Here is a 15,232-nt window from a genome sequence, read left to right on the forward strand (position 1 = left end):
TATAGTGAAAATGGAACATAAGGAGATTTGGAATATGGAAAAAATCATAGTACGAGGCGGGAATCAACTGAATGGCACTGTTAAAGTAGAAGGTGCCAAAAATGCAGTGTTACCTGTAATCACTGCAAGTATTCTTGCAAGCGAAGGTGAAAGTATTATCACCGACGTTCCTAACTTAGCTGATGTGTATACAATTAATGAAGTTTTACGAAATATGAATGCAAACGTACATTTTGAAAATAATACAATTAACGTAGATGCAACAAAACCCTTGAAAACAGAAGCTCCTTTCGAATATGTACGTAAAATGCGTGCATCCGTGCTTGTTCTTGGGCCACTTCTGGCTCGTTATGGTCATGCGAAGGTTGCGATGCCTGGTGGCTGTGCGATTGGATCACGACCAATAGATTTACATTTAAAAGGCTTTGAGGCTATGGGTGCAAATGTACACGTTGGTAATGGTTTTGTGGAATTGGAATCAGAAGGACGTCTGCACGGTGCAAAAATCTATTTGGATATGCCAAGTGTTGGTGCAACAGAAAATATTATCATGGCTGCAGCACTAGCTGAGGGTAAGACTATTATAGAAAATTGCGCTAAAGAACCTGAGATTGTTGATTTAGCTAATTTCCTTAACAAAATGGGCGCTAGAGTAATTGGTGCTGGAACAGAAACAATTCGTATTGAAGGTGTCGAAAAACTTTATGGAACGGAGCATGGGATTATTCCAGACCGTGTAGAAGCTGGGACATTTATGGTCGCAGCAGCAATAACTGGTGGAAATGTATTTATCGAAAATGCTGAAACTGAGCATTTGCGTTCTGTTATTTCCAAACTGCAAGAAATGGATGTAACCGTTCTGGAAGAGCATGATGGTATTCGGGTTATTGGACCTGATAAATTAAAGTCTACTGACATTAAGACATTACCACATCCAGGGTTTCCGACTGATATGCAGTCACAGATGATGTCATTAATGCTTAGTGCATATGGCACTAGTGTTATAACTGAAACAGTGTTTGAGAACCGTTTTATGCATGTGGAGGAATTTCGCCGCATGAATGCTAAAATGAAAATAGAAGGCCGCAGTGTTATTATTGAAGGGCCATCTGATCTGCAAGGTGCTGAAGTTGCTGCATCTGATTTACGTGCGGCTGCAGCACTAATTTTGGCTGGACTACGTGCAGAAGGATTCACACGTGTGACAGAATTAAAGCATCTTGATCGCGGATATGTTGATTTCGCTGGAAAATTAGCTGCATTAGGTGCGGATATTGAACGTGTAGATGAAAACGGGGATGTTGTTAACCCCTTTGTACAAGTAGATAAACAAAATGAATCAATTATTGCTGAGCTTTCCTAGGTAAGTAAAATGAATTTATAGAATATAAGATTTGAGGCAGATGTTAGTTTTTTTGACATCTGCCTTTTCTTTTGCAAAAAAACAGGCATATTTTCTTACTGCATATTGCAACTATGGTGCCCACTAATAGTGCTTGGCTATTGTTAAGTTTTCTAATTAAATATGTTCCAAACATTAATTTCATTCAAATTCATCATTGTATTTTAGCTTTTCTATGGTAAAATTGAAAGAAAATTACGAACTCAAAAAGGAGCATACATCATGAAATTATACATTTCTGTAGACATGGAAGGAATAACAGGACTTCCTGATTATACATATGTGGACTACAAAGAACACAACTATGAACGCGGACGTAAAATTATGACAGATGAAACAAATTATGTCATTGATACTGCGTATAAGTTTGGTTGTGATGAAATCTTAATAAATGATAGTCACTCTAAAATGAATAATATTTTAATAGAACAGCTGAATCCGGATGCAACTTTAATTACAGGGGAAGTAAAACCCTATTCTATGATGCAAGGATTGGATGATAGCTATGCAGGAGCAATGTTTGTCGGATACCATGCTCGTGCAGGTCAATACGGTGTAATGTCACATGCCATGATTCACGCAGTACGGAATTTCTATATCAACGATAAGCCAATCGGAGAGCTTGGGTTAAACGCTTATCTTGCGGGCTATTACGGTGTTCCAATTTTAATGGTTGCTGGTGATGATCAAGCTGCCAAAGAAGCGGAGGAACTAATTCCAAACATTACAACCGCCGCAGTAAAAGAGACTATCTCACGGTCGTCGGTCAAAAGCCTAACTCCTAAAAAGGCAGGGGAGCTACTAACCAATAAAGTAAACCAAGCATTGGATAATCGGCATAATGTTAAGCCGTTAACACTACCCGAAAATCCTACCTTAGAGATTGAATTTAATAACCACGGACAGGCTGAGTGGGCAAATCTTATGCCTGGAACAGAAATAGCGCCAGGCACTACAATCGTTAAATATCAAGCAAAAAATATTCTAGAAGCGTATCAAGCTATGCTGGTAATGACTGAGCTCGCTATGCGTACAACTTTTTCATAGGAGTGTAAACAGATGCTACGATATATTTTGAAGAGGTTTGCCATAATGGCAGTAACGTTATGGATTATAGTTACGCTTACTTTTGTCCTTATGATAACCATACCAGGCTCACCGTTAAACGAAGAACGGGGTACAAATGAAGTTGTCCAGGCTAACCTGGAAGCCCACTATAATCTGGATGAACCATATTACATACAATATTTGCTTTATTTAAAATCAATCGTTACCTTGGATTTCGGACCATCAATCAAGCAGCCTACTGAAACTGTAAATGACCTCCTTAGCCGAGGCTTTCCTGTATCATTTGAACTTGGTATGGTGACGATTTTAGTTGCTGTTATATCTGGAATACTTTTAGGAATTCTGGCAGCATTACGACATAATGGAATTATTGACTATCTGGCAATGAGTATAGCTGTTCTCGGTATCTCAATTCCTAACTTTGTCCTGGCAACAATATTCATTCAATCATTTGCAGTATATTTGGGGATATTGCCAGCAGCAACGTGGGCAAGTCCTCGTCACATGATATTACCTGTCGTCGCATTAGCTACAGGTCCGATGGCAATTATCGCCCGTCTGACACGTTCAACGATGATTGAGGTCCTAACTCAGGACTATATCAAGATGGCCCGTGCAAAAGGGTTGTCACCATGGAAGATTGTTGTAAAGCATGCCTTGAAAAATTCACTTATGCCTGTTGTGACGATTATGGGGACCCTGCTAGCGGGTATTCTGACGGGAACATTCGTTATTGAAAAAATCTATGCGATCCCAGGTATGGGAAAATATTTTATCGAAAGTATTAACCAGCGGGACTACCCAGTAATTATGGGGACAACCGTTTTCTATAGTGCATTCCTTATCTTCACACTATTTTTAGTAGATATTGCTTATGGAATACTAGACCCTAGAATCAAAATGCACAAAAAGGGGGGAGAATAATATGAAACTAGCAGATGAGTCAAAAACCTATTCTCCTGCCGACGTACCAGATGACTGGTTTAAGTGGAAGGAAAAAGACAATGAAGCAGCAGAGGCTGTTTCCAGACCATCACTTTCCTATTGGCAGGATGCCTGGAAACGACTTCGGAAAAATAAAATAGCAATGGCCGGGCTTATTTTTCTAATTTTACTAGGAATCATGGCAGTAATCGGTCCAATGCTCTCACCTTTCTCCGTTCGCGAACAGAACTTACCGAATCAATTTCAGCCACCAAATGGCACGCATTGGTTTGGCACTGACTCGCTTGGACGGGATGTATTTACACGGACATGGTATGGTGCGCGAATATCGCTATTTGTAGGCTTGATGGCAGCTCTCATAGACTTTTTCGTAGGTGTGATTTATGGTGGGATTTCCGGCTATAAAGGCGGACGTACAGACAATATCATGATGCGTATTATCGAAATTTTATATGGACTTCCATACTTATTAGTAGTTATTTTGCTGTTAGTAGTTTTAGGGCCAAGTCTAACAACGATTATCCTTGCACTGACAATAACAGGATGGGTTGGCATGGCCAGGATTGTTCGGGGTCAGGTTCTGCAAATCAAAAACTATGAATTTGTGCTGGCATCGAAGTCATTTGGTACAAAGACTAAACGAATCATTCGGAAAAATCTGCTTCCAAATACGATGGGACCGATTATTGTACAAATGACTTTAACCGTACCAACCGCAATTTTCGCAGAAGCGTTTTTAAGTTTCCTAGGTTTAGGTATTCAAACACCGTTTGCAAGTTGGGGTGTCATGGCGAATGACTCATTAGGGGCAATATTATCCGGTAAATGGTGGACTTTATTTTTCCCGGCATTCTTTATTTCATTTACAATGTTTGCATTTAACGTATTAGGCGACGGGCTTCAGGATGCACTCGATCCGAAGCTGAGGAAGTAGGTGACACAAATGGAAAAAATACTTGAAGTAAACGATCTTCACGTAACGTTCTCTACATATGGGGGAACGGTCAAAGCTGTACGGGGGGTGAATTTTCATTTAATTAAAGGAGAAACACTAGCAATCGTTGGAGAATCAGGCTGCGGAAAAAGTGTTACGTCAAATGCAATCATGCGGCTGATACCGGATCCACCGGGCAAAATTTCGAACGGGACGATTACATTTAATGGAAAGGATTTAACAAGTCTTCCGGAAAAAGAAATGCGTTCCATTCGCGGCTTTGATATATCAATGATATTTCAGGATCCGATGACAGCATTGAACCCAACGTTAACAATTGGCACACAGCTTGTTGAGGGATTACGGCAACATTATAATACGTCAAGTACTGATGCAAAGGCAAAAGCAATCGAAATGATGGATTTGGTAGGAATTCCAAATCCTGATGAACGACTAAAGCAATATCCCCACCAATTCAGCGGTGGAATGCGACAGAGAATTGTGATTGCAATGGCACTTATTTGTGAACCGGATCTGCTTATAGCAGACGAGCCAACAACAGCACTCGATGTAACGATTCAGGCACAAATCCTGGAACTCTTTGATAGAATTCAGCAACAAATGGGTGTCTCCATTATTTTGATTACCCATGACCTTGGAGTAGTTGCCAAAATTGCCGACCGCATTGCCGTTATGTATGCCGGAAAAATAATTGAAGTTGGCAGCAGGAGAGAGATTTTTTACAACCCAGAACATCCATATACAAAAGGACTGCTTAAATCAGTCCCACGTCTTGACTTACAAGGCGAAAAATTAATTCCGATTGACGGAACACCACCAGATTTATTCTCACCTCCCGCAGGATGTCCATTTACAGCAAGATGTCCATTCGCAATGGAGGTGTGTAATAAAGTTTACCCGGATCAGACTGAACTCAGCGACTCACACAAAGTGGATTGCTGGCTGCAGGATGAACGGGCTAAACAGCTTTTAGCAAGTACAGCAACAAAATAAAAACAAAAGGGGCGTTACAACTTATGAAGAAATGGTTTTTATTATTTATTTCTGTATTAACGATTATCGCATTAGCTGCGTGTACAACGAGTTCGGGCGGCGATGATTCAGGCAACGAAGGTAATGACGGAGAAGGCAACAGTGAAGGGGCAGAAAGTGAAGAAAAAGTATTGTATATGAACAATGGGGAAGAACCTACATCATTAAATCCACCAGTTGGTTTTGACTCAGTTTCATGGAATGTCTTGAACAACCTAATGGAAGGTTTAACACGTTTAGGGAAAGATGATACCCCACAACCAGCAATGGCTGAGGATTGGGAAAAATCCAATGGTGATAAAACATACACATTCCATCTTCGTGAGGATGCAAACTGGTCAAATGGGGACCCTGTAACAGCAGAAGATTTTGTTTATGCATGGAAGCAGCTGTTAAATCCTGAAACTGGTTCACCTGCTGCATTCCTAGGCTACTTTATCGAAGGTGGCGAGGCATACAACAGTGGTGAAGGATCTGCTGAAGATGTAATGGTAAAAGCAGTAGACGAAAAAACATTTGAAGTAACATTAACTGCACCAACCGGATTCTTTTTACAAGTAATTTCGAATCCAGCATTCTTCCCGGTAAACGCTGAAGTGGCAAAAGAAAGCCCAGAATGGTTTTCAGAAGCAGAAACATTTGTAGCCAACGGACCATTCAAACTTGAATCATGGTCACACGATAGTGAAATGGTTATGGTAAAGAACGATCAATATTGGGATAAAGATACAGTGAAATTAGATAAAGTAAATTGGGCAATGGTTAATGATACAAACACCGAGTATCAAATGTTTGAAAGTGATGAGCTTGATATGACGAATATTCCACCAGACATGGCTGAACAGCTGTTGGATGGTGACAATGTTGTTATCGAGGAACAAGCTGGACTTTATTTCTATCGCTTTAATGTTACAAAAGAACCGTTCCAGAATGCTAAGATCCGTAAAGCATTTGCATTAGCGGTTAACCAGCAGAATATTGTTGACTATGTAACAAAAAATAAAGAAAAAGCGGCAACAGGCTTTGTATCACCTGGGTTTACAGGACCGAGTGGTGAAGAATTCCGTGAAGCCAATGGCGATCTTGTGAATTTTGACCCAGAACAAGCTAAGAAACTACTAGAAGAAGGTATGGCCGAAGAAGGTTATGACGAGTTGCCACCTGTAACATTAACGTATAATACAAGTGAGTCACACAAAGCGATTGCTGCAACACTACAGGATATGTTCACTGAGAACCTTGGTGTTGATGTAACGCTTGAGAACACGGAGTGGAACGTATTCCTCGAAGATCAAAAAGGATTAAAACACCAGCTGTCACGTAGTTCATTCATATTTGACTATGGCGATCCGGTAAACTTCCTGGAAAGCTTTGTTACCGATTCAACTATGAACCGTACTGGCTGGTCAAACGAAAAATATGATGAGTTGATTTCACAGGCTAAAACGGAAACAGATGAAGAAAAGCGTTGGGGATTAATGTATGAAGCGGAGAGCTTACTAGCTGAAGAAATGCCTATTTTCCCAATTCATTATTATAACCAAGTGTTTATCTATAAAGATGACGTAACTGGAGTTGTACGCCATCCAGTAGGTTATCTAGAACTTAAATGGGCAGATAAGAAATAGACTCATCTTATATATCTTGAAACTCGAGCGACGGAGCTCCTAACTCGAGCGAGAAGCAGCCAAACTCGAGCGACGAGCACCCAACTCGAGCGACGAGCAGCCAAACTCGAGCGACGAGCAGCCAAACTCGAGCGACGAGCAGCCAAACTCGAGCGACGAGCAGCTAAACTCGAGCGACGAGCACCCAACTCGAGCGACAAGCAGCTAAACTCGAGCGACGAGCAGCCAAACTCGAGCGACGAGCACCCAACTCGAGCGACAAGCGCCCAAACTCGAGCGAGAAGCAGCCAAACTCGAGCGACGAGCAGCCAAACTCGAGCGACGAGCAGCCAAACTCGAGCGACAACCTATTAAGTGTTAAGGAGGAATGGCTCATCCCGGGCCACTCCTTCTTTCCACTTTAAATTTTAAAGCACAGAAAGAGGTATTCTGATGATACTTCCAGAACGTTTATATAATGGTGATACGATTGGTGTGATTGCACCAGCAAGCCCAGTTGATATGAAACGCTTGAAGCGGGCTATTCCTTTTTTTGAAAAAATGGGCCTGAACATCAGACTGGGAAAATATATTGACGAAGTTCACGGCTATTTGGCCGGAACGGATGAACAGCGGTTAGCTGACTTTCACGATATGATAGCTGACAAAAGTGTTAAGGCAATTATTTTCGCCAGAGGCGGATATGGTACTGGGAGAATCGCCAAGGATATTGATTACGAGCTAATCAAACAAAATCCGAAAATCATTTGGGGCTATAGCGACATAACCTATTTACATACAACGATTCGCCAAGCAACTGATCTTGTTACGTTTCATGGTCCAATGCTTGCATCTGATATTGCGGATGCTGATTTTGATTCGTTGTCTGCACGCTTATTCCAGCAATTATTTAAACCTGCGAAACTATTCTACACGGAAGATATTTCCTCACTGCAAGTCCTTGTCCCGGGCGAAGCAACAGGTACGTTAGTTGGGGGAAACCTGTCCCTGCTGATTAGTACATTAGGTACAGCATATGAAATTGATACAACAGGAAAACTGCTGTTACTCGAAGATATAGGCGAGGAGCCGTATCGAGTTGATGCGATGCTGAACCAGTTAAAACTTGCCGGAAAACTGACTGATGCAGCGGGAATTATTGTTGGGGATTTTGCCGAAGCCGAACCGAAAAAAGAAAAACCATCTCTGTCATTGGAACAGGTTTTTCATGATTATTTTGCCGACCTTCAGTGTCCGGTGATGTCAGGCTTTAAAATTGGCCACTGCCTCCCGCACTTTTCAGTACCACTTGGCACATCGGCGGAATTGTCAACAGCTGAGAAATCACTCACTATCGATGCAGGAGTGAAGTAAGTTACTGGAGGAGTCAAATCTATGAATATACAAAACATCGAAACATTTCAAATAGCAATACCATTACATAAACCGTTTAAAACCGCGTTACGAACGGTGACTGTTGCCGAGTCTGTTGTCGTCAAAGTAACCTGTGATAACGGAATTGTTGGCTATGGCGAGGCACCACCGACACATGTTATTACAGGGGATAGTCTGGCGAGTATTGATTATGCGATCACAAAAATTTTCAAACCGTTATTACTCGGAGAATCATTACGGAACCGTGAGCAGGTCTTTGAAAGGCTTTATAAAAGTGCTGTTGGAAACACAAGTGCTAAAGCAGCGGTTGATATGGCGATTTACGATTGCATCGCACAACAAGCCAGCATGCCGCTGTTCGAATTTCTTGGCGGCTATTCCAGTACAATAGAGACCGACTATACAGTCAGTGTAAACCACCCTGATGAGATGGCTGATGATGCACAGCAATACATCCATGACGGGTTCTCCATATTAAAGGTTAAAGTCGGCAAAGATAAAATCGAGAAAGATATTGAACGTATCAAAGCAATCCGAAAACGTATCGGAGGTCATGCGCTTATTCGTCTCGATGCAAACCAAGGCTGGCATGCAAAAGTAGCTGTTCGTGCGATTCAGAAGATGGAGGACCTCGGTCTTGATGTTGAGCTAGTAGAACAGCCGGTTAAAGCATATGACGTAGAAGGGTTGAAATATGTAACAGAAAATACTCAAACCCCAATCATGGCCGATGAGAGTATTTTTTCAATCCATGATGCAAAACGTGTGCTGGAAAACGGAGCTGCCGACTTAATAAACATTAAGCTTATGAAAGCAGGAGGCATTCACGAAGCATTGAGGATTGCCAAACTAGCACATATTTACGGAATTGAATGTATGGTTGGCAGCATGATCGAAACAAAAATTGGAATTACCGCAGCTGCGCATTTTGCTGCAAGTCAGCCCAATGTAAACCGATATGATTTTGACGCACCATTAATGCTTTCAGAAGATTTAATTGAGGGCGGGATCGCATATAAGGAAAGCGATATTGAGTTAGGGGTCGGCACAGGTTTAGGAATTGAGAAAATTAATGAAAAATTTATCGTGGATTAATTAGCAGCAAAAGGGGGAGCAAATCAGTGACTAATCAAACGTTTGATCAATTATGGGTGACGGCGGTACAAGTGGCTACAGTGTGGACTTCACCAACATCTGCACGTACGTTAGACACCCCGGGCATCACGAACCCAACCAACATAGATAAGTGGATTGATAGTTTAACATACGAAACAAATGTAGCCCTATGTGATGAAAATCGTGTTCAATCTCAATTACTATATGGTGAGGCAGTTATCATTACCGAAACAAAGGATGACTGGGCACATGTTGTCGTACCAACGCAGCCATCTAAAAAGGATGGCCGTGGGTATCCAGGGTGGGTTCCGATGCAACAGCTTAAACAAGTCAATCAACAGGATTGGCAAACCGAAAATACTGCAGCTGTAGTCGATGATAAAGTATGGCTTGAATCTGAAAATGGCAACAACGTTTTAAAGCTCAGTTACATGACGACTCTGCCGGTAATCGAACAGATTGATGATAGAGTCAAAGTGAATACACCGCATGGAGCCGGGTTTTTACCAAATTCAGCCGTAACTGTTTTCCCTGCAAGCAAAGGATTGGAAAAACAAAGTGGTCACAAACTTATTGAAGATGGTGAGCGCTATGTAGGGCTTGACTACTTTTGGGGTGGCATGAGCTCATTTGGCTATGATTGTTCAGGATTCGCTTATGCGATGCACAAAGCAAATGGCTATCAGATTCCTCGTGATGCTGGTGATCAGGCAGATGCAGGAGAAAGAGTTCCATATGATCAGCTGTTACCAGGCGATTTAATGTTTTTTGCATATGAAGAGGGAAAGGGTAAATTGCACCATGTTGGATTTTATTATGGCGATGGGAAAATGCTCCATTCCCCACAAACAGGAAAAGGCATTGAAATCATTAATCTCAGTGGAACTGTATATGAAAAAGAGCTTTGTGCTGCCACAAGATACTGGCAGAAAGCAGAGGAGAAATAACAATGGATGAGAAAATTCTACAAGTTAGCGAGCTGCACAAATATTTTAGTATGAGTAAAGGAAAAGTCCTTCAAGCTGTCAATAACGTTACGTTTCACGTCAACAAAGGAGAAACGTTCGGGCTAGTTGGAGAATCTGGGTGCGGGAAATCGACAACTGGACGCACCATCATGGGCCTGTATGAAAAAACGTCAGGCGATGTTATTTATGATGGACAGAACGTTCATGAAATGGATGAAAAGGAACGATTTAAATTCTACCGCAACATGCAAATGATTTTCCAGGATCCATATGCATCGCTTAACCCACGCTCAACGGTTAAGGAAGTAATTGCTGAGCCAATGGAAGTACATGGAATATTTAAAAATAAAAGTGAACAACTTGATCGTGTTTATGAATTGCTGGAAGAGGTTGGGTTGAATCGAGACCATGCTAATCGTTACCCGCATGAATTTAGCGGTGGCCAGCGTCAGCGGATTGGAATTGCTCGTGCATTGGCATTAAATCCAGATTTTCTCATTGCCGATGAACCAATTTCAGCATTGGATGTTTCCGTCCAGGCACAAGTTGTCAACTTGTTAAAAAAACTACAGGAAGAAAAAGGGCTCACATTCCTGTTCATTGCCCATGACTTATCAATGGTTAAACAAATTTCCGATCGCATCGGGGTTATGTATTTAGGAAACATGGTTGAATTAACGGCGAGTGAAGCACTCTATGAAAAACCGCTCCATCCATATACACAAGCTTTATTATCAGCTATCCCGATTCCAGATCCGGATATTGAAGATAGCAGAGAGCGGGTTATCCTGGAAGGTGAATTGCCAAGCCCGATTAACCCGCCAAGCGGCTGCGTATTCCGCACTCGCTGTCCAATGGCGATGGAAGTCTGTTCAGCGAAAGTCCCGGAATGGAGAGAAGTTGAACAAGACCATTATGTCGCCTGCCACCTATATGATGAATCATTGAAAGGTCACGAAAAAAATAGTAGAGTCGGAGCAGAGTCTGTGCAGCGATAAATTTGCACAGGCTTTTTTTCATTATCTAGTTCTATTGTTTTCGATTACTGTATAAATTTAATAGTAGGAATGCTAGAAATGAAACCAAATAGGCACTATACTAAACATATTGGTAAGGAGGCAGTTAATGAAAAAAAATAAAAACCTTCCTAAAGCTTGGAAAAAGAAAAAGCAGCGCAAAAGTGAAACATTAAAATTGCAATTACTTCAGAAAAGAAAGAAACCATTAAACCTCAATAAGACACCCACATCGTGGAAAGTTCCAAGCATCTTATTTTTTGCAAGTTTGATTACCATCATTCTAGTCATTCCAACGTTAGTAGTTGTTCCGTTTGTTGCCAAGGACGGGGAGAAGAATGTGACGATTGAAAATGATACACCTGAACAAGTCGAAATTACAATGGGAAAGTCACCATTCTCTGTTGCGGTAATGCGGGCTAACTCCGACACTGTCGAGGATGTACCACTCGAGACATATGTTTCGCGTGTAGTGGCTTCTGAAATGCCAGCTAAATTTGAAGTCGAAGCCTTAAAGGCACAAGCGCTAGCAGCAAGGACGTTCATCGTGAATCACCTTATGCAACAAGGTAATTCAGATGCCTCAGATGTAACAGATACAATATACGATCAGGTTTATCATAACGAAAAGGAGCTAAGGGAAGAATGGGGCAGTGACTATAGTTGGAAAATTAATAAAATAAAAAAAGCAGTTTCAGAAACCTCAGGAGAAATTCTAACCTATAATAATGCACCAATCCAAATAGCCTTTTTTTCAACAAGTAACGGTTATACCGAGAATTCCGAGGATTACTGGGAAAATGAAGTACCCTATTTACGCAGTGTGAAAAGTCCATGGGATAAAAATTCACCAAAATTTTTAGACCAAAAAATATTTACCATGCAGGAAGTGGAATCACTTCTAGGGGTAGATTTGCCAAACAATGATAAGCTTACAATGGAAATTACTCGAACAGAAAGCAACCGTGTCGACAAATTGAAAATTGCAGATCAAACCTATTCAGGTCGGAAAATCCGTGAAGAACTAGAATTAAAATCAAGTGACTTTTCCATCGAGCAAAAGAACAACCATTTGATTTTTAAAACAAAAGGTTTCGGACATGGAATAGGCATGAGCCAATACGGAGCAAACGGAATGGCTAAAGAAGGTAAGAACTACAAGGAAATTGTCAAGTACTACTACAAAGGTATAGAAGTTAACCCACTTGATGAAACAGTACCAACATTAGTAGCTAAATAATCTGAAGCTCTAGGATGGAAATACATCCTGGGGCTTTTTTTACGGAGGTTGAAGTATTCCATATGAGACTGAACTCCAGAAATAAGCTATATACCGACCAAAAGTAAATCAATGAATATACCAAAAACAGTCTATCAATAGCCACTGTGCAGCCAATAAATGCTTAATTTACCCTGAATTATTCAAAAAATACATCAAATCAAGAAATTTTTTTAATTTAATGTATAGAATTTCCTTTTTCTGCTCAGAATGGTTGTTGAGGTGATAACAATATGAAAGAAGAAAACAACGGTACTCCAAAAAACAAGTGGAGTCGAATTTTTCGCAAGAAGTGGTTTTTTCCAGCAGTGTACTTAACGATTGCTGCGCTTCTTCTATCGGTGGTTGTATGGTATCAAAACCTGGACAATCAGATTCAGGAAACTGAGGATGATCAAAGTTCAGAAACATATACACCAGCAGAACATGATGAGGACGCACAATCCGTTATGGAACAACAGGAAGTCATTAAGATGCCTGTCGTAAACCAAGATCAAGCAGAAATCGTAACTAAATTCTATGATTACAACGCAGAACAAGAGGAACAGGAAAATGCATTGGTCATGTTTAACAATCGTTTTTATCAAAGTACAGGCATTGACATTGCATCCGCAGACGGTGAAACATTTGATGTGTTAGCATCGTTAAGCGGTACAGTTACAGAAGTCAGAGAGGATCCCTTGTTAGGAAATGTTGTTGCATTATCGCATGAAAATGATGTTGTAACCTATTATGCGAGCCTGCAGGGAGTCAACGTTAAATCAGGAGACAAGGTTCAGCAAGGCGATGTTCTTGGTAAAGCTGGAGAAAACATGTTTGGTCAGGAAAGTGGTACACACGTCCATTTTGAAATTAGAAAAGATGGAAATGAAGTGAATCCAGAATCATTTTTCAATCAACCATTAAGTGCACTGGATGAAGCTTCAACAGAAGATGAGGGTACTGAATCAGAAGCAACGGAAGAAGAAGAAGAAAGTGTTGAATCTGATGGAACTGAAGAAAGCACGGAAGATTCAGGTACAGGTGCTGAAGATGCATCAACCCAAAACAGTCAAAACTCAAATGTTGAAGGTGGAAATACAACGGACGATACATCCGATTCATCTTCCTCAGAAGATGATGCGTAATCTATTAACGCAAACCCTAGTTTAATTACTAGGGTTATTTTTTTGCTAAAAGGAGATTTTGCCCTGTCATGGCGCGAAAAATGTCGAACGAATAGGGTTTTTATATGGTAAATGTGTGGTAATATAATCGGTAGTATATAAATTTGCAAATAATTGAAAGAAAATTAGGTAAATTCAGATTTGCCGATCATATAGATGATTAGAAAGGAGCTCCCATAATGCACTTTTCCAAAGCGAATTTAATGCCTAACTCTATTATAACAATGACCAGTAATAATCAGTATACATTGGAGCAAGTTTTACAAGTTTTAAAACAGGAACATGATGAGCAAACTGCAAATCGGCTTGCCCGAAATTTTTGCCTGCAAACAACATCAAATGAAATTAGCAAAAAAGGCATGGAATTCTTATATATGAACGGCTATTATCATGATTTGCAGAAATTGATTAATAAAAATAAAGTATCTGATTGTATATCCAATCAAAAATGGGCAGCAGTATACCAGGTGACTATTGACCGGAAATATAAGCGATACTCCCCGAGTGAAACAATAAAACAATTAGGGAATATAGTGACGGACGAGCCTGCACTGCAATGCTTAATTGAATTCGTGAAAATCAACATATATCATAGTATGAATGATTATAGTCAATTCGGTAACTCCCTGGAAAAACAGCAATATTTGTTTGAAAAAATAGAGGACAGATTCCTGCTATCATTATTTCAAATACGTTTAAATCAAAGTTTATTTGTCTTTTATTTAATACGGAATGAAGTGATCATGGCACGAAAATATGCATTTCGAGTTCTAAATGATACTACTTGTCCAAAAACAAAAATAAATGTACATACAAATCTTGGGTTTTCTTATCTTTTCGACACTTATTTTCAAGGTATGTATCATATGTCAGAAGCATTGAAAATAGCTAAAAAAAATGATTTGCAAACAGATGTTGCAGTAACTGAACAAAGAAATATTCCATTTTTATCGGCACACTTCAAGAAGGTAGAAGGAATGACAACAACAGATAAAAGCGAACAAGCCCATATTGAAATTGCTAAGGGAAATAATGCAAAAGCAGAATCAATTCTAAGTGAGGTTCCAATAGATAGTCCCTTTAAGATGTACTATCTGGGACTTGCAAAACAAGATAAACACATACTTCTTCAATCATATAACAGCTTTATTGAGAACCGTAGTGATTATTTCTTCAGCAGACTACCACTTCAATCAATCCGTGAAATGGGTGCGTAAACCTCCAGAGTAATTTTTATTTAAATGGTGTTTTTTGAAAATAGGGTGTAATTTAATAGTAAACAT

Annotated in this window: 14 protein-coding genes; 13 read left to right on the forward strand and 1 reads right to left on the reverse strand. The window is 40.2% G+C overall.

All coding sequences use genetic code 11. From position 1 onward, the window contains the following. Positions 1–34 precede the first annotated feature (34 nt). The 6 genes from murA to BMY13_RS02640 all read left to right on the forward strand — a co-directional run bounded on the left by murA (position 35) and on the right by BMY13_RS02640 (position 7,030). Entirely contained in the window at positions 35–1,363 is a 1,329-nt protein-coding gene (murA, locus tag BMY13_RS02615; RefSeq protein ID WP_092502284.1) for a UDP-N-acetylglucosamine 1-carboxyvinyltransferase, read from the forward strand. A 261-nt stretch (positions 1,364–1,624) separates the two neighbouring features. After that, positions 1,625–2,449 (forward strand): M55 family metallopeptidase, encoded by an 825-nt coding sequence (locus BMY13_RS02620; protein WP_092502286.1) that lies wholly within the window; start codon positions 1,625–1,627, stop codon positions 2,447–2,449. 12 nt (positions 2,450–2,461) lie between these two features. Next, a complete protein-coding gene (locus BMY13_RS02625) occupies positions 2,462–3,394 on the forward strand; it encodes an ABC transporter permease (RefSeq protein WP_092491465.1) in 933 nt (310 codons plus the stop codon). Between the two features lies 1 nt (position 3,395). Next, complete coding sequence (locus BMY13_RS02630) at positions 3,396–4,349, forward strand: ABC transporter permease (protein WP_092491466.1); 954 nt, start codon at positions 3,396–3,398, stop codon at positions 4,347–4,349. Positions 4,350–4,358: 9 nt separating this feature from the next. Beyond that, a complete protein-coding gene (locus BMY13_RS02635; protein ID WP_092502288.1) occupies positions 4,359–5,363 on the forward strand; it encodes an ABC transporter ATP-binding protein in 1,005 nt (334 codons plus the stop codon). Between the two features lie 23 nt (positions 5,364–5,386). Then, on the forward strand, positions 5,387–7,030 hold the full coding sequence (locus tag BMY13_RS02640; RefSeq protein WP_092491468.1) for a peptide ABC transporter substrate-binding protein: 1,644 nt from the start codon (positions 5,387–5,389) through the stop codon (positions 7,028–7,030). A gap of 163 nt (positions 7,031–7,193) precedes the next feature. On the opposite strand, the gene BMY13_RS19145 is transcribed toward BMY13_RS02640, so the two are convergent. Continuing rightward, complete coding sequence (locus BMY13_RS19145) at positions 7,194–7,406, reverse strand: hypothetical protein (protein WP_139184786.1); 213 nt, start codon at positions 7,404–7,406, stop codon at positions 7,194–7,196. A gap of 56 nt (positions 7,407–7,462) precedes the next feature. Between BMY13_RS19145 and BMY13_RS02645 the strand changes: the two genes are divergently transcribed. From BMY13_RS02645 to BMY13_RS02675, 7 genes are all read left to right on the forward strand, one after another. After that, positions 7,463–8,383, forward strand: coding sequence for a S66 peptidase family protein (locus BMY13_RS02645; protein ID WP_092502290.1), 921 nt, complete (start codon positions 7,463–7,465; stop codon positions 8,381–8,383). A 21-nt stretch (positions 8,384–8,404) separates the two neighbouring features. Further along, on the forward strand, positions 8,405–9,499 hold the full coding sequence (locus BMY13_RS02650; protein ID WP_092502292.1) for a mandelate racemase/muconate lactonizing enzyme family protein: 1,095 nt from the start codon (positions 8,405–8,407) through the stop codon (positions 9,497–9,499). A 26-nt stretch (positions 9,500–9,525) separates the two neighbouring features. Beyond that, on the forward strand, positions 9,526–10,467 hold the full coding sequence (locus tag BMY13_RS02655) for a C40 family peptidase (protein WP_092502294.1): 942 nt from the start codon (positions 9,526–9,528) through the stop codon (positions 10,465–10,467). Between the two features lie 2 nt (positions 10,468–10,469). Next, the gene (locus BMY13_RS02660) at positions 10,470–11,486 is read left to right on the forward strand and encodes an ABC transporter ATP-binding protein (RefSeq protein WP_092502296.1); all 1,017 of its coding nucleotides are present in this window, start codon (positions 10,470–10,472) and stop codon (positions 11,484–11,486) included. 127 nt (positions 11,487–11,613) lie between these two features. Then, entirely contained in the window at positions 11,614–12,744 is a 1,131-nt protein-coding gene (spoIID, locus tag BMY13_RS02665) for a stage II sporulation protein D (RefSeq protein WP_092491474.1), read from the forward strand. Positions 12,745–13,016: 272 nt separating this feature from the next. After that, complete coding sequence (gene spoIIQ / locus BMY13_RS02670) at positions 13,017–13,910, forward strand: stage II sporulation protein SpoIIQ (protein WP_092502298.1); 894 nt, start codon at positions 13,017–13,019, stop codon at positions 13,908–13,910. Positions 13,911–14,128: 218 nt separating this feature from the next. After that, positions 14,129–15,166 (forward strand): AimR family lysis-lysogeny pheromone receptor, encoded by a 1,038-nt coding sequence (locus BMY13_RS02675; protein ID WP_092502300.1) that lies wholly within the window; start codon positions 14,129–14,131, stop codon positions 15,164–15,166. Positions 15,167–15,232 lie beyond the last annotated feature (66 nt).

Source organism: Virgibacillus subterraneus (genome assembly GCF_900110695.1).
Taxonomy (GTDB): Bacteria; Bacillota; Bacilli; order Bacillales; family Amphibacillaceae; genus Lentibacillus; species Lentibacillus subterraneus.

Excerpts from the sequence above, each read along its gene's own strand:
- murA (WP_092502284.1), top strand. The coding sequence starts at position 35 with ATGGAAAAAATCATAGTACGAGGCGGGAATCAACTGAATGGCACTGTT.
- BMY13_RS02620 (WP_092502286.1), top strand. The coding sequence starts at position 1,625 with ATGAAATTATACATTTCTGTAGACATGGAAGGAATAACAGGACTTCCT.
- BMY13_RS02625 (WP_092491465.1), top strand. The coding sequence starts at position 2,462 with ATGCTACGATATATTTTGAAGAGGTTTGCCATAATGGCAGTAACGTTA.
- BMY13_RS02630 (WP_092491466.1), top strand. The coding sequence starts at position 3,396 with ATGAAACTAGCAGATGAGTCAAAAACCTATTCTCCTGCCGACGTACCA.
- BMY13_RS02635 (WP_092502288.1), top strand. The coding sequence starts at position 4,359 with ATGGAAAAAATACTTGAAGTAAACGATCTTCACGTAACGTTCTCTACA.
- BMY13_RS02640 (WP_092491468.1), top strand. The coding sequence starts at position 5,387 with ATGAAGAAATGGTTTTTATTATTTATTTCTGTATTAACGATTATCGCA.
- BMY13_RS19145 (WP_139184786.1), bottom strand. The coding sequence starts at position 7,406 with ATGAGCCATTCCTCCTTAACACTTAATAGGTTGTCGCTCGAGTTTGGC.
- BMY13_RS02645 (WP_092502290.1), top strand. The coding sequence starts at position 7,463 with ATGATACTTCCAGAACGTTTATATAATGGTGATACGATTGGTGTGATT.
- BMY13_RS02650 (WP_092502292.1), top strand. The coding sequence starts at position 8,405 with ATGAATATACAAAACATCGAAACATTTCAAATAGCAATACCATTACAT.
- BMY13_RS02660 (WP_092502296.1), top strand. The coding sequence starts at position 10,470 with ATGGATGAGAAAATTCTACAAGTTAGCGAGCTGCACAAATATTTTAGT.
- spoIID (WP_092491474.1), top strand. The coding sequence starts at position 11,614 with ATGAAAAAAAATAAAAACCTTCCTAAAGCTTGGAAAAAGAAAAAGCAG.
- spoIIQ (WP_092502298.1), top strand. The coding sequence starts at position 13,017 with ATGAAAGAAGAAAACAACGGTACTCCAAAAAACAAGTGGAGTCGAATT.
- BMY13_RS02675 (WP_092502300.1), top strand. The coding sequence starts at position 14,129 with ATGCACTTTTCCAAAGCGAATTTAATGCCTAACTCTATTATAACAATG.